Here is a 21,272-nt window from a genome sequence, read left to right on the forward strand (position 1 = left end):
CGAAGGCCTCACGCCGGCGTCGGCGCGTCTGCGACGGCCGCGGCCGGCACCCGTGCCAGCGCCGCCTGCATCGCCTCGAGCAGCCGCTCGGGGGCCACGGGTTTCTGCAGCACGGCCAGCGGCAGCCCCCGTTCGCGGATGTCCGGCTCGCCGGAGACGATCACGGCCGGCACCGGCCCGAAGCGGCTGCGCACCGCCTCCACCGCCTCCACGCCGGTGCCTTCGGCCAGGCGGTAGTCGGCCAGCAGGATGTCGGGCGCATCGCCCTGCGCGTCCAGCGCCTGCTGCAGTTCGGCCAGCGACCCGCCCACGGCGACGCGCGCGCCCACGTCCTGCAGCCACGCGCACAGCGCTTCGCGGGCCAGCCGCTCGTTCTCGACCACCCCCACCAGCAGCCCCTGCAGGGGCGCGAGGCGCTGCGATGCCGCCGCGCAGGCGAGCACCGCCGCCGGCTCCCGGGCGAGCGGCAGGTGGATCGTGACGCGCGTGCCCTCGCCCTGCTGCGACGAGATCTCGAGCGCGGAGTGCATCAGGTCCGCCATGTGGCGCGAGATCGCCAGGCCCAGGCCGATGCCCTCGGCCTCCGCCTTGGCCGCCGAACGACCGCGGTAGAAGGCATTGCAGGCCTGCGCCAGGTCGTCCGGGTCCATGCCCACGCCCTGGTCGGTGACGGTGACCACCGCCTCCTGGCCGGCGCAGTCGGCCCGCAGCAGGATCTCGCCTTGCAGAGAGTATTTGAAGGCGTTGTCCAGGAAGTTGCGCAGCATGCGTTCCAGCAGCACCGGATCGGCCGACACGTTGCAGGAACCCACCACCTCGGTGCGAAAGCGCAGCCCGCGGGCGGCGCATTTCTCCGCGAACCCGGAGCTGGCCGACACGAGCAGGCGCTCCAGCTGCACCGGCTGCACCACGGCCTTCATGGTGCCGGCATCGATCTGCGCGAAGTCCACGAGGTGGCGGAACATGCCGTCGATCGACTGCCCCGTGCGCACGATCTGCTGCGCCATCTGGTCGCGGCGCGCCGGGTCGGTGGACTTGCGGAAGATGTCGGAGAGGAACAGTAGCGCCTGCACCGGCTGCCGCAGGTCGTGGCTCGCGGCCCCCAGGAAGCGCGAGCGGGCGCGCTGGGTCTCCTGCTGGTTCTTGAGCGACTGGCGCAGCTGCTCCACCACCTGCGCCTTCTCCTGCGCCGCGTCGACGATCTCGCGCAGCTGCTGGTGCAGCGTGCGCGCCAGCCGCACCATGATGGGGGCGCCCAGGGCCATGGCAACGCCCATCAGCACCATGTCCGGCGTGGAGGCATAGTGGGCGAAGCCGAGGTAGATCGTCACCATGCAGGCCAGCAGGTAGCCGGTGTACACCCGCGGCTGCACCGCCAGCATCGACACGGCGAGCGCAACCCAGGCCACCGTGATCATGGTCAGCACGCTCAGGTGCGTGGTACTGAGGAAGGGCGCGAACAGCGGGATGCTGGTGGTGACGAACCAGCCGGTGACCGCCGCCCCGATCGCGATGTGGCGCAGCGTCGCCTCCGTCACGCCGTGGCGATTCACCAGGTACTTGAAGTAAGGCTGGCGCATCAGCATGCCGCATGCGAACACCGCGTACCAGCCCAGGAAGCGCGGCCAGCCCGCACCCGGCACCAGGATGAAGCCGAACAACGCTCCCATCACCAGGGCGCTGCCGATGCCCGCCCGCGCCTGCGCGACGATCACGCCGACGCTGCGCTCGATCAACTCTTGCGACGCCCCTCGGGGGGCTGCCGCCTTGGTGTGTGCCACCACTCTCCTCCTGAACCAGGGCAGTGTGGCAAAGATCGCGGTGCGAGGCAACTTACAGGAGCTGACGCATACCATCCGTGGGATGCACACCACGCACCTGCTCTACCTGCACGGCTTCCGTTCCTCGCCCCGCTCCTTCAAGGCCCAGCGCATGCACGCCTTGGTGCGCGAACGCCACCCGGGCGTGACATGGTGCTGCCCGCAACTGCCCCCATCCCCCAAAGAGGCGATGGCGCTGGTGCTGCAGTCCATCGCAGGCTGGCCGCGCGAGCACATGGCGGTGGTCGGCTCCTCCCTGGGCGGCTTCTATGCCACCTGCGTCGCGCAGGCCACCGGCTGCTGCTCGGTGCTGCTCAATCCCGCGGTGGACCCGGCGCGCGACCTGGCCCGCTACATCGGCGAGCAGACGGCCTTCCACGACCCCGGCGAGCATTTCTACTTCGCCCCGGAGTTCATCGCAGAACTGCGGGCGCTGGATGCCGGCCCCATCACCGAGCCGCAACGCTACTTCGCCGTGATCGCCAAGGGCGACGAACTGCTGGACTGGCGCGAGATGGTCGCCCGCTACCCGGGCATCGGCATGAAGCTGCTGGAAGGCAGCGACCACGGCCTGACCGACTTCGACGCCCACCTGCCGGAGATCCTCGCTTTCCTGCGCCTCGCTTGATGCCACCAGGAACAATCAGAACCCAAGGAACAACCAGAACGCAAAAACCGCAAAAGCTACGCAAAAACCGCGAAGAAGTGCCGATGATTTCTTTTGCGGCTTTTGCGCAGTTTTTGCGGCTTCTGCGTTCGGCGGTTGAATTGGCTGCACGCACAGGCCCGCCTGGCCCGCATGGGACAATCCACCCATGTTCGTTCTGTTCGAAGACGCCGGGAAGTTCCTCGCCGGCCGGGTGTTGTCCGAGTCGGATGCTTCGGCGCAGGTCGAGCTCGAGAGCGGCAAGCGCGTCAAGGTCAAGTCCGCCAACGTGCTGCTGAGGTTCGAGAAGCCGCAGCCGCTGGAACTGCTGCGCGAAGCGCAGGAGGTCGGCGCCGGCATCGAGCTGGACCTGGCCTGGGAATTCGCGCCCGAGGAGGAGTTCGGCTTCGCCGACCTGGCCCGTGAATATTTCAGCGAACGGGCCACGCTGGTGCAGCAGGCCGCCGCGCTGCTGCGGCTGTTCGAGGCACCGCACTACTTCCGCCGCGCCGGCAAGGGGCGCTTCCGCAAGGCCCCGGCCGAGATCCTGCAGCAGGCGCTCGTCGCCATCGAGAAGAAGAAGCAGGTGCAGGCGCAGATTTCCGCCTGGGCCGCGGAGCTGGCCTCGGGCAGCTGCCCGCCGGCGATCCGCGAACAGCTGTACAAGATCCTGTTCAAGCCGGACAAGAACGCGCCCGAATACAAGGCCGTCGTCGAAGCGTCCCGCAGCACCCAGACCGCACCGCTCGCGCTGCTGCAGAACGCCGGCGCGATCACCTCGCCCTACCAGTTCCACTGGAAGCGCTTCCTGCTGGAGTGGTTCCCCAGGGGGACCGGCTTCCCGCCGCTGGCCGCCCCCGCGATCCGCGACGAACTGCCGCTCGCCGCGGTGCAGGCGTTCTCGGTCGACGACTCCAGCACCACCGAGATCGACGACGCGCTGTCGGTGCAGGGGCTCGGCTCCGGCACCGTCACCGTCGGCGTGCACATCGCCGCGCCCGGCCTCGCCATCCAGACCGGCACGCCGCTGGACCAGCTGGCGCGCCAGCGCCTGTCCACGGTCTACATGCCGGGGCACAAGATCACGATGCTGCCCGAGGACGTGGTGCAGGCCTACACGCTGATGGAAGGCCGCGACTGCCCCGCCGTCTCGCTCTACGTGCAGTACGACGAAGCCACGCTGGCCGTCAAGGAAAGCGAGACGCGCCTCGAGCGGGTGCCGATCGCGGCCAACCTGCGGCACGACCAGCTCGATGAACACCTGCCGGCGGACTTCCTCGAGAACCCGTCGGCGCCGGCCGTGGGGGTGCCGGAACCCGCCTTGCGCTTTCGCGCCGAACTGTCCTTCCTGTTCCGCCTTGCCAGGCAGCTGAAGGCGCAGCGCGAGGTGCTGCGCGGCAAGCCGGAGAACTTCAGCCGACCCGACTACAACTTCCGCGTCCCGACGGCGGGCGAGGACGGGCCGACGGGCGAGGAACCGGTGGAGATCACGGTGCGCAAGCGCGGTGCGCCGCTGGACCTGATCGTGGCGGAGGCCATGATCCTCGCCAACAGCACGTGGGGCCAGTGGCTGGCTGAGGTCGGCGTGCCCGGCATCTACCGCAGCCAGGCCAGCCTGGCCCCGGGCGTGAAGGTGCGCATGGGCACCAAGGCGCTGCCGCACGCCGGCATCGGCGTGAAAAGTTACGCGTGGAGCACCTCGCCCCTGCGCCGCTATACGGACCTGGTGAACCAGTGGCAGATCATCGCGGCGGCGCGCCACGGCCGCACCGCCGCGCTTGCGGCGCCCTTCAAGCCGAAGGATGCCGAGCTGTTCTCGATCATCTCCGGCTTCGACGCTGCCTACAGCGCCTACAACGGCCACCAGGCCGGGATGGAACGCTACTGGACGCTCAAGTACCTGCAGCAGAACGGCATCCGCGAGCTGGAAGCCACCGTCTTCAAGGAAGGCCTGGCCCGCGCCGACACGCTGCCGCTGGTGCTGCCGGTGCTGGGCACGGCGGACCTGCCGCGCGGCGCCCGCGTGCGGCTGCGCCTGGGCCAGATCGACCTGATCACGCTGGATGTCAGCGGCTCGGTGCTGCAACGCCTGGATACCATTGCGGAGCCGGCGTCGGTGGAAGACGACAGCGAAGAGGAAAGCGTCGCGGGTCCGATTGCGATCGCGGTGGATGTCACGGACACTTCCGAGGACAATCCGGTCAGCGCGCCCGCGGGCGTAGACGTGAGTTCGTGAACCTGAAGTCCCTCAGCACCCTGCAGATCGCACTGGGCGTGTCCGTCATCGTGCACGCGGCCCTGCTCACGGTGCGCATCGTCGACCCCGAAGGCTTCAACCGCGTGTTCCAGGACACGCCGCTCGAGGTCGTGCTGGTCAACGCCCGCAGCAACGAGAAGGTCGACCGCGCGCAGGCCATCGCCCAGGCGGCGCTCGCCGGCGGCGGCGAGGCCGAGAAGGGCCGCGCCACCTCGCCCCTGCCGGCCTCGGCGCTCACCTCCATCGGCGACGCTGCGGAAGACGCGCAGCAGAAGATCGAGACGATGCAGGAAGAGCAGATGGTGATGCTCGCCAACCTCAAGCGCACGCTCGCCGCCATGCCCCCGGCGGACCCGAAGCAGGCCCGCTCGAACCCCGAGGCGGCGGCGCGCGAGGAGAAGCGCCGCCACCTCGTCAAGCTGCTGGCCGAGATCGAGAAGCGCATCAACGAGGAAAACGCGCGGCCGAAGAAGCGCTACATCAGCCCCTCCACGCGCGAGGAGGTGTACGCCGTCTACTACGACGCGCTGCGGCGCAAGATCGAGGAACGCGGCACCACCAACTTCCCGGAACTCGCCGGCCGCAAGCTCTATGGCGAGCTGACGATGATCGTGACGGTGAACCACGACGGCCGGGTCACCGACGCCGAGATCGTCGAAAGCTCCGGCAACCGCACCCTGGACCGGCGGGCCGCCACCATCGCGCGCGCCGCCGGCCCGTTCGGCCGCTTCAGCGAGGCGATGCGCCGCAAGGCGGACCAGATCGTGGTGGTGTCGCGCTTCAAGTTCACGCGCGAAGACACGCTGGAAACCCGGCTCACCAACCGCTGAGGCCGCCACCGTGGACCGCTATTGCGTGATGGGCAATCCCGTGGAGCACAGCCGCTCGCCGTGGATCCACGCGCGCTTCGCCGCACTGACCGGGCAGCCGGTGGAGTACGGCCGGCGCCTGGTGCCGCTGGCGGGCTTCGCCGCGGCGCTGCAGGCTTTCCGTGCCGAGGGCGGCCGGGGTTGCAACGTGACCGTGCCGTTCAAGTTCGAGGCTGCCACGCTGGTGAGCCACCGCAGCGAACGGGCGGCGCTGGCCGGCGCCTGCAACACGCTGCGCTTCGAAGCCGGCGGCATCTACGGCGACAACACCGATGGCCTGGGCCTGGTGCACGACCTGCAGGACAACGCCGGCGTGGCGCTCGCCGGGCGCGACGTGCTCCTGATCGGCGCCGGCGGCGCGGCGGCCGGGGTGCTCGGGCCGCTGGTCGAAGCGAAGCCGCGCCGCATCGTGGTGGCCAACCGCACGCCCGAAAAGGCGCAGGCCCTGGTGGCGCGGCACGCGATGCTGGCGGACGCTACCGGCGTGAGGCTCGAGGCCTGCGGGCTGGACGCGGTGCCGGGCGCCTTCGATGTCGTGGTGAACGGAACGGCGAGCAGCCTCAGCGGCGCGGAGGTGCCGGTGCCGGCCTCCGTACTTCGGCCCGGCGCGCTGGCCTGCGACATGATGTACGGCCCGGCGGCCGAAGGATTCCTGCAGTGGGCGCGCGCGCACGGCGCGAGCGGCCGCGACGGCCTGGGCATGCTGGTGGAACAGGCGGCGGAGGCCTTCCTGGTGTGGCGCGGCGTGCGGCCGCCGTCGGCGCAGGTGCTGGCCGAACTGCGGCAGGAGCTGGCGCGATGAAGGCCGTCCTGCGCTGGATCGGGCTGGTGCTGATCGCCTTCGTCGCGCTGCAGGCCTTCTTCGTCGGGCGCATCGCGCTGATGGCGGTGGTGGACCCGCAGTCGACCAGCTTCCAGCGTTCGGAAGCCTGGCGCATCGCCACCGAGAAGGACAGGCTGCGCTGGAGCCAGCGCTGGGTGGCTTACCCGCAGATTTCCGACAACCTCAAGCGCGCGGTGATCGCTTCGGAGGACGACGGCTTCGTCTACCACGATGGGGTGGACTGGGATGCGCTGGAGAAGGCCTGGGAGCGCAATGCCAAGGCGGAGGAAAAGGCGTCCCGGCGGGCGCAGCTTGCGCCCTCGACGGCCAGGCCGCCCAAGATCTACGGCGGCTCCACCATCTCGCAGCAGCTGGCCAAGAACCTGCTGCTCTCGGGCGAGCGCAGCTTCCTGCGCAAGGGCCAGGAATTCGTGCTGACGATGGCGCTGGAGCACACGCTGTCGAAGGAGCGGATCCTGGAGATCTACCTCAATAGCGTGGAGTGGGGCGACGGCGTGTTCGGCGCCGAGGCCGCCGCGCAGCACTACTTCCGCAAGCCCGCCAGCCGCCTCAGCGCTTACGAGGCCGCGCGGCTGGCCGTGATGCTGCCGCAGCCCAAGCGCTTCGAGAAGATGCCGGGCTCGAAGTACCTGGCGGGGCGCACGGCGACGATCGTCGCGCGCATGCGCGCGGCGGAACTGCCCTGATGCGGATCCTGGGCATCGATCCCGGATTGCAGACCACGGGCTTCGGCGTCGTCGATGCCGACGGCTACGCGCTGCAGTACGTGGCCAGCGGCACCATCAGCACCATGCACCTGGAGCGGGGCGACCTGCCGGCGCGGCTCAAGGTGCTGTACGACGGCATCGGCGAGCTGCGCACGCGCTACCAGCCGGATGCGGCCGCGATCGAGATCGTGTTCGTGAACGTCAACCCGCAGTCCACGCTGCTGCTGGGCCAGGCGCGCGGTGCCTGCATCACGGCGCTGGTGGTCAATGCGCTGCCGGTGGCGGAGTACACGCCGATGCAGATGAAGCAGGCCGTGGCGGGCACCGGCAAGGCCGCCAAGACGCAGGTGCAATTGATGGTGCAGCGGCTGCTGCAGTTGCCGGGGCTGCCGGGCAAGGACGCCGCCGACGCGCTGGGGCTGGCCATCACGCACGCGCATGCGGCGCTGGCGACGGCGCGGATCCAGGCGGCGGGCGGGGTCGCGCGGCGCAACACCGGCGCGTACAAGACGGGGCGGGTGATCTAGGAAGATAGCCGGTCGGCGAAGATCGCGGCGAAGAGCAGCAACACCGCCAGCATCGTCCACTTGAACAGCGCGAGGCCGAAGCGCTTGTACTTCTGCTCGCCGGTGAAGGCGAAGAGCGCGAAGCTCACGCCGGCCGCCACCAGCAGCAGCAGCACCAGGACCCGGACGAAGCCCACGCTACCAGGCGCGGGCCGGCTGGGCGAAACCGGCGGGTGCCTCGCGTTCGTGGCCGAAGCTCACCACCTCGAAGGCATCCTGGTCCGCCAGCAGCGCGCGGATCAACTTGTTGTTCAGGGCGTGGCCCGAACGGAAGGCGCTGTAGGCCGCCAGCAGGGGCTTGCCGATCAGGTACAGGTCGCCCATCGCATCGAGGATCTTGTGCTTGACGAACTCGTCGTCGTAGCGCAGGCCGTCGGCGTTGAGCACGCGGTAGTCGTCGACCACGATCGCGTTGTCCATGCCGCCGCCCATGGCCAGGCCGCGGGCGCGCATCATTTCCAGGTCCTTCGTGAAGCCGAAGGTCCGGGCGCGCGCGATGTCGCGCGAGTACTGGCCCGAGCTCAGGTCGAATTCGTAGCGCTGGCCGGTGGAGCTGACCACGCGGTGGTGGAACTCGATCTCGAAGCCCAGCTTGAAGCCGTGGTACGGGTCGAGCCGCGCCCACTTCAGGTCCTCGCCCTGGCCTTCGCGCACTTCCACCGTCCGCAGCACGCGGATGAAGCGGCGCGGCGCGTTCTGCTGCTCGATGCCCGCGCTTTGCAGCAGGAAGACGAACGAAGCCGAAGAGCCGTCGAGGATGGGGACCTCTTCGGCCGTGATGTCGACGTAGAGGTTGTCGACGCCCAGGCCGGCGCAGGCGGACATCAGGTGTTCGACGGTGTGGACCTTGGCGCCGCCGTTGGAGATGGTCGAGGCCATGCGCGTATCCGTCACCGCCTGGGCGGAGACCGGGATGTCGACGGGCAGGGGCAGGTCCGTGCGGCGGAACACGATGCCGGTATCGGGCTGGGCGGGCCGCAGCGTCAGCTCCACGCGCTGACCGCTGTGCAGGCCCACGCCCACGGCCTTGGTCAGGGTCTTGAGGGTTCGCTGGCGCACCATGGAAGCGATTTTACGGGCGCCCAGGGATCCCCCCGGTTGACTTCCCGCATGTCCACGATAGAGCCAGGTCATTGGCTGAGCCTCACGCCGCGCCGTGAAGCGCGTATGTAGGAGACGTAAAACCGGATCGCCGCACAGCCAGAACGCAAAAGCCGCGAAGGTTTCGCAAAAACCGCAAAAGGGCGCCTTTGGGAGGTTCCTCTTTTGCGGCTTTTGCGTAGCCTTTGCGGCTTCTGCGTTCGGATGTCGGTCTTCAATCCGCCTGCTTGCGCAGGAACGCCGGGATCTCGAAGTCGTCCATCCCGCCGTTCGAGAGCGCATCGACCTTCGCGGCGGCTTGCGAGCGGTTGGTGCGCCACACGCTGGGCACCGCCAGGTTGCCGTAGTCGGCGTGCTGCGGGGCGGCGGCGCGGCCGGCTTCCATTTCGCGGGTGACGATGGCGCCGGGACCGGCAACGGCGTTGTGGATCGTCGGCACGTTGAAGGGCACGTTGTCGGTGCCGGTGCGCAGCACCTGCAGGGGCGGCGCCGTGCGGCGCTGCTGGCCCTGGCGCGACAGGCCCGTGGCCACCACGGTCACGCGGACCTGGTCGCCCAGCGAGTCGTCATAGGCCGTGCCGTAGATCACGTGCGCGTCCGGCGAGGCGTAGGCGCGGATCGTGTTCATCGCCAGCTTGGACTCGGACAGCTTCAGGCTGCCCTTGGCCGCCGTGATCAGCACCAGCACGCCCTTGGCGCCCGAGAGATCGATGCCATCCAGCAGCGGGCAGGCCACGGCCTGTTCCGCGGCAATGCGCGCCCGGTCCGGCCCCTCGGCCAGCGCCGTGCCCATCATCGCCTTGCCCGGCTCGCCCATCACGGTGCGCACGTCCTCGAAGTCCACGTTCACGTGGCCGGGGACGTTGATGATTTCCGCGATGCCACCCACGGCGTTCTTCAGCACGTCGTTGGCGTGCGCGAAGGCCTCGTCCTGGGTGATGTCGTCGCCCAGCACTTCCAGCAGCTTCTCGTTCAGCACGACGATCAGCGAATCGACGTTGGCCTCGAGTTCGGACAGGCCGTTGTCCGCGTTGGTCATGCGGCGGCCGCCTTCCCAGTCGAAGGGCTTGGTGACCACGCCCACCGTGAGGATGCCCATCTCCTTGGCGACGCGCGCGATCACGGGCGCCGCGCCGGTGCCGGTGCCGCCGCCCATGCCGGCCGTGATGAACAGCATGTGCGCGCCGGCGATGGCCTGGCGGATGTCTTCGACGGCCGCCTCCGCGCATTCGCGGCCCTTGTCCGGCTTGCTGCCGGCGCCCAGGCCGGTGCCACCGAGCTGGATCAGCTTGTGCGCCGTGCTGCGCGACAGCGCCTGCGCATCGGTGTTGGCGCAGATGAATTCCACGCCCTGCACGCTGCGCTCGATCATGTGCGCCACGGCATTGCCACCGCCACCGCCGACGCCGATCACCTTGATCTGCGTGCCCTGGTGGAACTCCTCGACTTCGATCATTTCAATGCTCATGTGATTCTCCTGACTCTTGCAGTTGCCACTGACAAATACTTGTTGGTTGGAACGCTTAACGCGGGAACGGTGGATCGGTGCACCGACATCGCTCCTTTCTGCGAGGAGGACTCCCTCGCGCCAGGCAGAACGGGTGGGGATTCATTCAGAAATTCCCCACGATGAAATCCCGGATGCGGCCGAAGGCGGTCTTCACCGAGCCGTGCTTCTGCGCCACGCGGGCGCCACGCACCCGCGCGAGGCGCGCTTCCTCCAGCAGTCCCATGACCGTGGCCGCGCGCGGCTGCCCCACCATGTCGGCCAGCGCGCCGCCGTAGCGCGGCAGGCCGCGCCGCACCGGCTTCAGGAAGATGTCCTCGCCGAGTTCCACCATGCCGGGCATCACCGCGCTGCCGCCGGTGATCACGATGCCGGAGGACAGCACCTCCTCGTAGCCCGACTCGCGGATCACCTGCTGCACCAGCGAGAAGATCTCCTCCACGCGCGGCTCGATCACGCCGGCGAGCGCCTGCTTCGAGAGCATGCGCGGGCCGCGGTCGCCCAGCCCCGGCACCTCGACCTGCTGCTCGGGGTCGGCCAGCAGCTGCTTGGCGTAGCCCGACTCCACCTTGATGTCCTCGGCGTCCTTGGTCGGCGTGCGCAGCGCCATCGCGATGTCGCTGGTGATCAGGTCGCCGGCGATCGGGATGACGGCGGTGTGGCGGATCGCCCCGCCGGTGAAGATCGCCACGTCGGTCGTGCCCGCGCCGATGTCGACGCACGCCACGCCCAGTTCCTTCTCGTCGTCCGAGAGCACGGACTGCGACGAGGCCAGCGGATTGAGCAGCAGCTGCTCCACCTCGAGCCCGCAGCGCCGCACGCACTTGATGATGTTCTCCGCCGCGCTCTGGGCCCCGGTCACGATGTGCACCTTGGCTTCCAGCCGGATGCCGCTCATGCCGATCGGCTCCTTCACGTCCTGGCCGTCGATCACGAATTCCTGCGGCTCCACCAGCAGCAGGCGCTGGTCGGTCGAGATGTTGATGGCGCGCGCCGTCTCCACCACCCGCGCCACGTCGGCGGGCGTGACCTCGCGGTCCTTCACCGCCACCATGCCGCTGGAGTTGATGCCGCGGATATGGCTGCCGGTGATGCCGGTGTAGACGCGCGTGATCTTGCAGTCGGCCATCAACTCCGCTTCCTTGAGCGCCTGCTGGATGCTCTGCACCGTCGCGTCGATGTTGACCACCACGCCCCGCTTGAGGCCGGTGGCCGGCGCGACGCCCAGGCCGGCGATCTTCAGCTCGCCGCCGGGCAGGACTTCGGCCACCACCGCCATCACCTTGGCCGTGCCGATGTCCAGTCCGACGACGAGATCCTTGTATTCCTTCGCCATCCTCTTTGTTCCTCAGTTCCTCTTCGTCGCCGGCTCGGTGGTGGCGACTCCCCTCAACCTGATTGCGTAGCCGTTCACGTGCCGCAGGTCCGCCGTCACCAGCGCCTCCGGCCGCCGGCCGTATTTGGATGTGACCTGCGTGAGCGTGTGGGCGAAGCGCTCGCCGCGCGCCAGCACCTCCTGCGCCGTGCCGCGACCCAGCTCCACGATCGCGCCGGTGTCCAGCTGCGCCGTCCAGCCGCCGCGGCCGGTCAGCACCACCTGCTCCACCGAGAGTTCCAGCGGCTGCAGCAGCGGATGCAGCGCGCGGTACATCGCCAGCACCTGCGCCGACGAGCCCTCCGGCCCCGCCAGCCGCGGCATGTCCTCCTGCTCCGCGTCGCCGGCGTTGGCCTCGAACACCTCGCCGTAGGTGTTGACCAGGCGCGATTCGGAATCGATGCCCCACAGGGCCTCGGGCTGGTGCTCCTCGATCTGCACCCGCAGCCGGTTGGGGAACTCGCGCTTGACCACCGCCTTGCGCACCCAGGGCACCCTCTCGAAGGCCTCGCGCGCCTGCTGCAGGTCCAGGGTGAAGAAGTTGCCGGCCAGGCGCGGCGCCACGTTCGCGCGCAGCGTCGCCGCGCTGTTGTGCGTGACCTGCCCCTGCACCACGATCGCGCGGATCGCGAACACCGGATGGCGCACGGCCCACCAGGCGAGCGCCGCCAGCAGCACGGCGCCGCAGGTCGCGAACAGCACCGTGGCGGTGATGTTCATCAGCCGGACGTCGAACGGCAGCGCGGTCGCCTGATTCTTCCTCATTTCTTCGCCACCTCCTGCTGCGGCAGGTCCAGCGCGGCGTCGGCCAGCAGTTGCAGGCACAGGTCCTCGTAGCTGATGCCGGCGGCGCGGGCGGACATCGGCACCAGCGAGTGGCCCGTCATGCCGGGCGAGGTGTTGATCTCCAGCAGCGAGGGCTTGCGCGTGGCGGCGTCGATCATCACGTCGATGCGGCCCCAGCCGCGGCAGCCCAGCACGCGATAGGCGTTCACGACCAGGTCCTGGATCGCCGCTTCCTCGCCTTCGGGCAGGCCGCAGGGCACCAGGTACTTGGTGTCGTCGGTGAAGTACTTGTTCTGGTAGTCGTAGTTGCCCTCGGGCGCCACGATGCGGATCACCGGCAGCGCGCGGGCACCGTCGCCGGTGCCCAGGATCGGGCAGGTGACCTCGTCGCCGGCGATGAACTGCTCGCACAGCACGTCGGTGTCCAGCGCCGCGGCGGCATCGACGGCCGCCAGCACCTCCGAGTAGCCCTGCACCTTCGCCACGCCGATGGACGAGCCTTCGCGCGCCGGCTTCACGATCAGCGGCATCCCGAGGTCGTCGGGGATCTTGACCACTTCCTCGCGCTGGTAGGCCCCGCGCTTGAGCAGCGTGTACCTCGGCGTCGGGATGCCTTCGGCCAGCCACACGCGCTTGGTCATCGTCTTGTCGATCGAGATGGCCGAAGCCATGACGCCCGAGCCGGTGTACGGGATGCCGAGCAGCTCCAGCGCGCCCTGCACGGTGCCGTCCTCGCCGAAGCGGCCGTGCAGCGCGATGAAGCACCGCTTGAAGTTCTTGCGCTTGAGTTCGATCAGGTCGCGTTCCGCCGGATCGAAGGCGTGGGCGTCGACCCCCTTGGATTGCAGCGCCTTGAGCACGCCCGCGCCGGACATCAGCGACACTTCCCGCTCGGCCGACTTGCCGCCCATGAGGACAGCCACCTTGCCGAAGGATTTCGGGTCGATGGCGGTCATTGCTGGCCTCCGACCAGGTCCACCAGCTTGCCGGGCACGGCGCCGATCGAGCCGGCGCCCATGCACATCACGACGTCGCCATTGCGCACCGTCTCCAGCACCGCCTGCGGCATGCCGGCGATGTCGCCCACGAATTGCGGCTCCACCTTGCCGGCCACGCGCACCGCACGCGCGAGCGAACGGCCGTCGGCGGCGACGATCGGCTCCTCGCCGGCGGAATAGACCTCGGCCAGCAGCACAGCGTCGGCCGTGCCCAGCACCTGCACGAAGTCCTCGAAGCAGTCGCGCGTGCGGGTGTAGCGGTGCGGCTGGAACGCCAGCACGATGCGCTGCTCCGGGAAGGCGCCGCGCGCGGCCGCCAGCGTGGCACGCATCTCCACCGGGTGGTGGCCGTAGTCCTCGATCACGGTGAACGTGCCGCCGCCCTGCTCTGGCGGCACCGGCAGTTCGCCGTAGCTCTGGAAGCGGCGACCGACGCCGCGGAACTCCGACAGGGCCTTGAGCACCGCGTCGTCCGGGATGTTCAGTTCGACGGCAATGGCGATCGCCGACAGCGCATTGAGCACGTTGTGCATGCCGACCAGGTTCAGCTTCACGTGCATGTCGGGCAGCGTCACGCCGTTGCGGCGCTGCACCGTGAAGTGCATCTGGGGACCCACCGCCTTCACGCCCACCGCGCGCACCTGCGCGTCCTCGCGCAGGCCGTAGGTGGTCACCGGGCACTGCACCTGCGGGATGATGGAGCGCACCGATTCGTCCTCGACGCACAGGACCGCCGTGCCGTAGAAGGGCATGCGGTGCAGGAACTCCAGGAAGGCCTTCTTCAGGTTGTTGAAGTCGTGCCCGTAGGTGTCCATGTGGTCGGCGTCGATGTTGGTCACCACCGCCATCACCGGCAACAGGTTGAGGAAGGACGCGTCGGATTCGTCCGCCTCCACCACGATGTAGTCGCCCGAGCCGAGCTTGGCGTTGGCGCCGGCGCTGTTCAGGCGGCCGCCGATCACGAAGGTGGGGTCGAGCCCGCCCTCGGCCAGCACGCTGGCGACCAGGCTGGTGGTCGTCGTCTTGCCGTGCGTGCCGGCGATGGCGATGCCCTGCTTCAGGCGCATCAGCTCCGCCAGCATCACCGCGCGCGGCACGATCGGGATCTTGCGCTTGCGGGCGGCCACGACCTCGGGGTTGTCCTGCTGCACGGCCGTCGACGTGACCACGGCATCGGCCCCGATCACGTTGGCGGCCGCGTGGCCGACGAAGGTCTGGATGCCCAGTTGGGAGAGCCGGCCCAGGGTCGGGGAATCGGCGATGTCGGATCCGGAGATCAGGTAGCCGAGGTTGCGCAGCACTTCGGCGATGCCGGACATGCCGGCGCCGCCGATGCCAACGAAATGAATATGCTTGATTGCGTGTTTCACAGCGCCTCCATTTCGTTGGCTTCCTGTGACTCGACGAAGTGGATGTGTTTGATGGCGTGTTTCATCGTGCGAGGGCCTCGCAGGCGGCGACCACCTGCTCGGTCGCCTGGGTCTTCTGCATGCGCTTGGCCGCCACGGCGCGCTGCAGCAGTTGTTCGCGCGTCAGGGTGATCAGCATGGTGGCCAGCGTGTCGGGGGTGAGCTCGCGCTGCTGCACGAGCCAGCCGCCGCCGGCGTCCACCAGGAACTTCGCGTTCGTGGTCTGGTGGTCGTCGACGGCGTGAGGGAAGGGGACGAAGAGCGCGGGCGCGCCCACCGCCGCCAGCTCGGTGACCGTGCTCGCGCCGGCGCGGCAGATCACGAGGTCGGCTTCGGCATAGGCGCTCGCCGTGTCGTCGATGAAGGGCGTGAGCTGCGCCTCCACGCCCGCCTGGGCGTAGTTGGCGCGCAGTTCCTCGATCTGCTTCGCGCCGCTCTGGTGCAGCACGCGCGGGCGGTTCGGCTCCGGGATGCGCGCCAGCGCCTGCGGCACGATCTCGTTGAGCGCCCGGGCGCCGAGGCTGCCGCCGACCACGAGGATCTTCAGCGGGCCGCTGCGGCCGGCGAAGCGTTGCTCCGGTTCGGCCTGGCGCAGGAAGGCTTCGCGCAGCGGGTTGCCCACCCACTCGCCCTTCTTCAGCACCTCGGGGAAGGCGCTGTAGACGCGGTCGGCGACGCCGGCCAGCACCTTGTTGGCCATGCCGGCCACCGAGTTCTGTTCGTGCAGCACGAGCGGTTTGCCGAGCAGCACGCTCATCATGCCGGCCGGGAAGGTGATGTAGCCGCCCAGGCCCACCACCACCTGCGGGCGCACGCGGCGCACGACCTGGATGCTCTGCCAGAAGGCGCGCAGCAGCTTGAGCGGCAGGAACACGAGCGTCTTGACGCCCTTGCCGCGCACGCCGCCGAAGTCGATGGTCTCCAGCGGAAAGCCGCGCGGCGGCACCAGCTGCGCCTCCATGCTGTTCGGCGCGCCCAGCCAGTGCACGCGCCAGCCGCGCGCCCGCAGCGCCTCGGCCACGGCGAGGCCCGGGAAGATGTGCCCTCCCGTTCCGCCCGCCATGACGAGTGCCGTGCGTTCGCTCATGCCCGGCCTCCGCGCATCAGCGTGCGGTTCTCGAAGTCGATCCGCAGCACCACCGCGATGGCGACGACGTTCATCAGCACCGCGGAGCCGCCATAGGACATCAGCGGCAGGGTCAGGCCCTTGGTCGGCAGCGCCCCCAGGTTCACGCCCATGTTGATGAAGGCCTGGAAGCCGACCCAGATGCCCACGCCCTGCGCGACGAGGCCGGCGAAGATGCGGTCGAGCGCGATCGCCTGGCGGCCGATGTGCATCATGCGGCGCGTCATCCACAGGAAGCAGAGGATGACGCTCAGCACGCCGACCAGGCCGAACTCCTCGCCGATCACGGCCAGCAGGAAGTCGGTGTGCGCCTCGGGCAGCCAGTGCAGCTTCTCCACGCTGCCGCCGAGGCCGACGCCGAAGATCTCGCCGCGGCCGATGGCGATCAGCGAGTGCGAGAGCTGGTAGCCCTTGCCCAGCGCGTACTTCTCGTTCCAGGGATCGAGGTAGGCGAAGATGCGCTCGCGCCGCCAGTCGGAAAACGCGATCATCAGCACGAAGGCCACCACGATCACCGCGGCGATCAGGAAGAACATGCGCGCGTTGACCCCGCCCAGGAACAGGATGCCCATGGCGATCACCGCGATCACCATGAAGGCGCCCATGTCGGGCTCGGCCAGCAGCAGCACGCCCACCATCGCGACCGCCGCCGCCATCGGCAGCACGGCGCGGAAGAAGCGCTCCTTCACGTCCATCTTGCGCACCATGTAGTTGGCCGCGTAGAGCAGCACCGCGAACTTGGCGAGCTCGGACGGCTGGAAGGAGATCGGGCCCAGCGGCAGCCAGCGGCGCGCGCCGTTGACGCCCTTGCCCACGTGCGGAATCAGCACCACCATCAGCAGCACGAGGGAGCCGACGAAAAGCCAGGGTGCGACGCGCTCCCAGGTCTCCACCTTCACCTGGAAGGCGAGCAGTCCGGCGACGAAGGACAGCACCAGGAACAGCGCATGGCGGCTGAGGAAATACGTGTGGGCGTAGCGGCCGAAGCGCGGGTTGTCCGGCAGGGCGATGGAGGCCGAATAGACCATCACCATGCCCCAGGCCAGCAGCGCCACCGTCAGCCAGAGCAGCGCCGGATCGAAGGGGCGCAGGCCCTCGACCGGCGCGGCGCCGCGCGCCACCCAGGGCGCGTCCTCGCGCCTGCCGAACGGGTTGCGGCGGAACATGGCGGCGACGCTGGCCAGCGACAGGTTCAAGCCTCGCCTCCTTCCAGCATCGCGCCGGCTTCGTCGGCGACGGCCTTGACGGCGGCGCGGAACACCTCCGCGCGATGCGGGTAGTTGCGGAACATGTCGAAGCTCGCGCAGGCCGGCGACATCAGCACGGCGTCGCCGGCATGGGCCCGCTGGGTCGCGACGCGCACGGCCTCTTCCATCGTGGCGGCGCCGGCCAGGGGGACACCCGTGGGTTCCAGCACGGCCCGGATCTGCGGGCCGTCGCGGCCGATCAGCACCGCGGCGCGGGCGAAGCGCGCCACCGGCTCGGCCAGCGGCGCGAAGTCCTGCCCCTTGCCGTCGCCGCCCAGGATCACGACCAGCTTGCGCTCGGCGCCCAGGCCCTGCAGCGCCGCCACGGTCGCACCGACGTTGGTGCCCTTGCTGTCGTCGAAGTATTCGACGCCGTTGACGATGCCCACCGGCTCCACGCGGTGCGGCTCGCCGCGGTAGTCGCGCAGGCCGTACAGCATGGGCGCGAGCTGGCAACCGGCGGCGGTGGCGAGCGCCAGGGCCGAGAGCGCGTTGATCGCGTTGTGGCGGCCGCGGATGCGCAGCGCGTCGGCCGGCATCAGGCGCTGCAGGTGGATTTCTTCCTCGGCGTCCTTGCGCCGTTTCTCCGTCTCGTCCGCTTCGTGGGCGCGCACCAGCCACGCCATGCCGTGCACGATCTCGAGGCCGAAGTCGCCGGGGCCCTTCGGCAGGTCGCCGCCGAAGGTCACGTACGGGCGTTGCTCGAACTTGCCACCCTTGAGCCGCACCGGCGCGGGCAGCATGGCCATCACCAGCGGGTCCTCGCGATTGAGCACCATCACGCCCGTGCGGCCGAACACGCGCGCCTTGGCGGCGGCATAGGCTTCCATCGTGCCGTGCCAGTCCAGGTGGTCCTGCGTCACGTTCAGCACCGTGGCCGCGGTCGGCTCGAAGCCGGTCACGCCATCGAGCTGGAAGCTGGAGAGCTCCAGCACCCACACCTGCGGCAGCGCGTTGGCTTCGCGCTTTTGCGCCAGCGTGTCCAGCAGCGTCGGGCCGATGTTGCCGGCCACCGCCACCGTCTTGCCGCTGCGCTCCACGAGCTGGCCGGTGAGCGAGGTGACGGTGGTCTTGCCGTTGGTGCCGGTCACGCCGAGCACGGCGGGGTGGTAGCCGTCAGCCTCGCGCAGCGCCGCGAGTGCATCGGCGAACAGATCGAGTTCGGCGCGCACCGGGATGCCCTGCGCGCGGGCCGCATCGACCACCGGCGCCACCTGCTCCGGCGTGAGGCCCGGGCTGCGCAGCACCAGCCGCCGGCCCTGCAGCAGTTCGGCCGTGAAGGCCCCGCCCGCGAACTGCGCCGCGGGGACCTGCTCGCGCAGCGTCGGCAGCTGCGGCGGCTCCTCGCGGGTGTCCGCCACCGTCACGCGGGCGCCATGCCGGGCGCACCAGCGCGCCATGGCGAGGCCCGAGGCCCCGCAGCCCAGGACCAGCACTTCCTGATCGCGCAAGCTTTCCATCACCGCAGCTTCAGCGTGGACAGGCCGACCAGGCACAGCAGCATCGTGATGATCCAGAAGCGGATCACGACCTGCGTCTCCTTCCAGCCGGTTTTCTCGAAGTGGTGGTGCAGCGGCGCCATCAGCAGGATGCGCCGGCCCTCCCCGTACTTGCGTTTGGTGTACTTGAAGTACATCACCTGCGCCATCACCGACAGCGCCTCCACCACGAAGATGCCGCCCATGATGGCCAGCACGATCTCCTGCCGCACGATCACGGCGATGGTGCCGAGCGCGCCGCCCAGCGCCAGGGCGCCGACGTCGCCCATGAACACTTCGGCCGGGTGGGCGTTGAACCACAGGAAGGCCAGGCCGGCCCCCGCCACCGAGGCGCAGAAGATCAGCAGCTCACCCGAGCCGGGAATGTGCGGCAGGAACAGGTACTTCGAGTAGACGGCGCTGCCGGTCACGTAGGCGAAGACGCCCAGCGCCGAGCCCACCATCACCACCGGCATGATCGCCAGCCCGTCGAGCCCGTCGGTGAGGTTCACCGCGTTGCTGGAGCCCACGATCACCAGGTAGGTCATGACCATGAAGCCGAACACGCCCAGCGGATAGGTGACCTCCTTGAAGAAGGGCACCCACAGGCCCGCCTTGGGCGGCAGGTTCATGTCGAAGCCGGAGCGCACCCAGTCGATGAAGAGGCCCAGCACGCGCACGTTGGTGGTCTCGGACACGCTGAACGCGAGGTAGAGGGCCGCGACCAGGCCGATCAGGGACTGCCAGAAGTACTTCTCGCGCGAGCGCATGCCTTCCGGGTCCTTGTTGACCACCTTGCGCCAGTCGTCGACCCAGCCGATCGCGCCGAAGCCCAGCGTCACCAGCATCACGATCCAAACGAAGCGGTTGGTCCAGTCGAACCACAGCAGCGTCGACAGCGTCACCGAGATCAGAATCAGCACGCCGCCCATGGTGGGCGTGCCGCTCTTCTTCAGGTGCGACTGCATGCCGTACTCGCGCACCGGCTGCCCGATCTTGAGCGCGGCGAGGCGGCGGATCACCCAGGGCCCGAAGATGATGCCGATCAGCAGCGCCGTCATGGCCGCCATCACGGCGCGGAAGGTGATGTACTGGAAGACCCGGAAGAATCCGAATTCGTGTCCGTGGGTTTGCATCCACGAGGCCAGGCTAACGAGCATCGGGCCTCCCTTCGTCCTGTTGTCCTGCGTGGGCGGTGATCGCCTCCACCACCCGTTCCATCTTCATGAAGCGCGAGCCCTTGACCAGCACGCTTTCGGCTTGCGCCAGCGCCTGCAGCACCGCGGCGTTGAGCGCTTCGACGTCGGCGAAGTGGCGGCCCTTCATGGCCTGCGCCTGCTCGCCCAGCGTGAAGAGCTGCTCGATGCCGCGCTGGCGGGCGTAGTCGCCGACCTCGGCGTGGAAGGCCGGGCCCTGGTCGCCGACCTCGCCCATGTCGCCCAGCACCAGCAGCCGCGGCCCGGGCAGTTCGGCCAGCACGTCGATGGCGGCGCGCACCGAGTCGGGGTTGGCGTTGTAGCTGTCGTCGATGACCGTGAGCGTGCGGCCGCCGAGCGCGACCGCCAGTGCGCGCGAGCGCCCCTTGACCGGCTCGAACGATGCGAGTCCGGCGACGATGGACTGCAGCGGCACGCCGGCGGCGAGCGCGCAGGTCGCTGCGGCCAGCGCGTTGCGCACGTTGTGGCGGCCGGCGACCTGCAGCGCGAAGGCCAGCGGGCCGGCGGGCGTCTCGGCGCGCACCTGCCACTGGCCCTGCTGCCAGTCGGCGCCGGCGAGGCGCACGTCGGCATCGCTGCCCGCGGCGTCGCCGAAGGTCATGCAGGGACGGGCGTCGGCCAGGCCGGTCCACAGCATCGTGAACGGATCGCCGGCGGGGAACACCGCCACGCCGCTGGGCGGAAGGGCGGCGAAGACGCTGCCGTTCTCCTGCGCCACCGCTTCCACCGTGGCCATGAACTCCTGGTGCTCGCGCTGCGCGTTGTTCACCAGGGCCACGGTCGGCGCGGCGATGCGGGAGAGGTAGGCGATCTCGCCGGGGTGGTTCATGCCCAGCTCGATCACTCCGACGCGGTGGCCGGCGCGCAGGCGCAGCAGCGTGAGCGGCAGGCCGATGTCGTTGTTCAGGTTGCCCTGCGTGGCCAGGTGCGCCTCGGGCTGCCAGGCGCGCAGGATGGACGCGATCATCTGCGTGACCGTCGTCTTGCCGTTGCTGCCCGTCACCGCGATCAGCGGCAGCTTGTACTGCCTGCGCCAGGCATGGGCCAGCGCGCCGAGCGCGAGCTTGCTGTCCTCGACCTCGATGCCGGGCATGCCCGGCGGCAACTTGCCCGCGTGCGCGATGGCCGCGACGGCGCCCTTCTTGCGCGCATCGGCCAGGAAGTCGTTGGCGTCGAATCGCTCGCCCTTCAGCGCGACGAAGAGGTCGCCGGCTTGCAGCGTGCGGGTGTCGGTGTGGACGCGCCGCACCTGCACCGTGGCGTCGCCGACCAGTTCGCCGTCGATCCAGTCGGCGGCGCGCTGCAGGCTGAACATGGTG

The 21,272-nt window shown here is 69.5% G+C and carries 19 protein-coding genes; 6 read left to right on the plus strand and 13 right to left on the minus strand.

What is annotated here, in order from left to right; all coding sequences use genetic code 11:
- Positions 1 to 8: 8 nt before the first annotated feature.
- A complete protein-coding gene (locus JI746_RS01205; protein WP_201686953.1) occupies positions 9 to 1,781 on the minus strand; it encodes an ATP-binding response regulator in 1,773 nt (590 codons plus the stop codon).
- Between the two features lie 82 nt (positions 1,782 to 1,863).
- Between JI746_RS01205 and JI746_RS01210 the strand changes: the two genes are divergently transcribed.
- The 6 genes from JI746_RS01210 (at position 1,864) to ruvC (ending at position 7,670) form a co-directional block, all read left to right on the plus strand.
- Positions 1,864 to 2,448, plus strand: a complete 585-nt coding sequence (locus tag JI746_RS01210; protein ID WP_201686954.1) for a YqiA/YcfP family alpha/beta fold hydrolase — start codon at positions 1,864 to 1,866, stop codon at positions 2,446 to 2,448.
- Between the two features lie 187 nt (positions 2,449 to 2,635).
- Positions 2,636 to 4,702: a ribonuclease catalytic domain-containing protein gene (locus JI746_RS01215; protein WP_201686955.1), complete on the plus strand. Its 2,067-nt coding sequence runs from the start codon at positions 2,636 to 2,638 to the stop codon at positions 4,700 to 4,702.
- A gap of 2 nt (positions 4,703 to 4,704) precedes the next feature.
- Entirely contained in the window at positions 4,705 to 5,553 is an 849-nt protein-coding gene (locus JI746_RS01220) for an energy transducer TonB (protein WP_201687278.1), read from the plus strand.
- 10 nt (positions 5,554 to 5,563) lie between these two features.
- The gene (aroE, locus tag JI746_RS01225) at positions 5,564 to 6,394 is read left to right on the plus strand and encodes a shikimate dehydrogenase (RefSeq protein ID WP_201686956.1); all 831 of its coding nucleotides are present in this window, start codon (positions 5,564 to 5,566) and stop codon (positions 6,392 to 6,394) included.
- Positions 6,391 to 7,122, plus strand: a complete 732-nt coding sequence (gene mtgA / locus JI746_RS01230; RefSeq protein WP_201686957.1) for a monofunctional biosynthetic peptidoglycan transglycosylase — start codon at positions 6,391 to 6,393, stop codon at positions 7,120 to 7,122. Before aroE ends, mtgA begins: the two co-directional genes overlap by 4 nt.
- Entirely contained in the window at positions 7,122 to 7,670 is a 549-nt protein-coding gene (gene ruvC / locus JI746_RS01235) for a crossover junction endodeoxyribonuclease RuvC (protein ID WP_201686958.1), read from the plus strand. Before mtgA ends, ruvC begins: the two co-directional genes overlap by 1 nt.
- Here ruvC and JI746_RS01240 read toward each other — a convergent pair.
- From JI746_RS01240 to JI746_RS01295, 12 genes are all read right to left on the minus strand, one after another.
- A complete protein-coding gene (locus JI746_RS01240; protein ID WP_201686959.1) occupies positions 7,667 to 7,846 on the minus strand; it encodes a hypothetical protein in 180 nt (59 codons plus the stop codon). The genes ruvC and JI746_RS01240 overlap by 4 nt on opposite strands.
- Position 7,847: 1 nt before the next feature.
- Positions 7,848 to 8,771, minus strand: a complete 924-nt coding sequence (gene lpxC / locus JI746_RS01245; RefSeq protein ID WP_201686960.1) for a UDP-3-O-acyl-N-acetylglucosamine deacetylase — start codon at positions 8,769 to 8,771, stop codon at positions 7,848 to 7,850.
- Between the two features lie 253 nt (positions 8,772 to 9,024).
- Positions 9,025 to 10,278, minus strand: coding sequence for a cell division protein FtsZ (gene ftsZ / locus JI746_RS01250; protein WP_201686961.1), 1,254 nt, complete (start codon positions 10,276 to 10,278; stop codon positions 9,025 to 9,027).
- A 145-nt stretch (positions 10,279 to 10,423) separates the two neighbouring features.
- Entirely contained in the window at positions 10,424 to 11,653 is a 1,230-nt protein-coding gene (gene ftsA, locus JI746_RS01255) for a cell division protein FtsA (protein ID WP_201686962.1), read from the minus strand.
- Between the two features lie 12 nt (positions 11,654 to 11,665).
- The gene (locus tag JI746_RS01260) at positions 11,666 to 12,457 is read right to left on the minus strand and encodes a cell division protein FtsQ/DivIB (protein WP_201686963.1); all 792 of its coding nucleotides are present in this window, start codon (positions 12,455 to 12,457) and stop codon (positions 11,666 to 11,668) included.
- The gene (locus tag JI746_RS01265) at positions 12,454 to 13,434 is read right to left on the minus strand and encodes a D-alanine--D-alanine ligase (protein ID WP_201686964.1); all 981 of its coding nucleotides are present in this window, start codon (positions 13,432 to 13,434) and stop codon (positions 12,454 to 12,456) included. The genes JI746_RS01260 and JI746_RS01265 overlap by 4 nt, the downstream gene beginning before the upstream one ends.
- Positions 13,431 to 14,846 carry a UDP-N-acetylmuramate--L-alanine ligase gene (gene murC, locus JI746_RS01270; protein ID WP_201686965.1) on the minus strand — a complete coding sequence of 472 codons (1,416 nt, stop codon included), beginning with the start codon at positions 14,844 to 14,846 and terminating at the stop codon, positions 13,431 to 13,433. The genes JI746_RS01265 and murC overlap by 4 nt, the downstream gene beginning before the upstream one ends.
- A gap of 61 nt (positions 14,847 to 14,907) precedes the next feature.
- Positions 14,908 to 15,972: an undecaprenyldiphospho-muramoylpentapeptide beta-N-acetylglucosaminyltransferase gene (gene murG / locus JI746_RS01275; protein WP_201686966.1), complete on the minus strand. Its 1,065-nt coding sequence runs from the start codon at positions 15,970 to 15,972 to the stop codon at positions 14,908 to 14,910.
- Complete coding sequence (gene ftsW, locus JI746_RS01280; protein WP_201687279.1) at positions 15,969 to 17,177, minus strand: putative lipid II flippase FtsW; 1,209 nt, start codon at positions 17,175 to 17,177, stop codon at positions 15,969 to 15,971. Before ftsW ends, murG begins: the two co-directional genes overlap by 4 nt.
- 26 nt (positions 17,178 to 17,203) lie before the next feature.
- On the minus strand, positions 17,204 to 18,718 hold the full coding sequence (murD, locus tag JI746_RS01285; protein WP_201686967.1) for a UDP-N-acetylmuramoyl-L-alanine--D-glutamate ligase: 1,515 nt from the start codon (positions 18,716 to 18,718) through the stop codon (positions 17,204 to 17,206).
- On the minus strand, positions 18,718 to 19,896 hold the full coding sequence (gene mraY / locus JI746_RS01290) for a phospho-N-acetylmuramoyl-pentapeptide-transferase (protein ID WP_201686968.1): 1,179 nt from the start codon (positions 19,894 to 19,896) through the stop codon (positions 18,718 to 18,720). Before mraY ends, murD begins: the two co-directional genes overlap by 1 nt.
- Positions 19,886 to 21,268 (minus strand): UDP-N-acetylmuramoyl-tripeptide--D-alanyl-D-alanine ligase, encoded by a 1,383-nt coding sequence (locus tag JI746_RS01295; RefSeq protein ID WP_201687280.1) that lies wholly within the window; start codon positions 21,266 to 21,268, stop codon positions 19,886 to 19,888. Before JI746_RS01295 ends, mraY begins: the two co-directional genes overlap by 11 nt.
- Positions 21,269 to 21,272 lie beyond the last annotated feature (4 nt).

This window comes from Ramlibacter alkalitolerans (assembly GCF_016722765.1).
GTDB lineage: Bacteria > Pseudomonadota > Gammaproteobacteria > Burkholderiales > Burkholderiaceae_C > Ramlibacter > Ramlibacter alkalitolerans.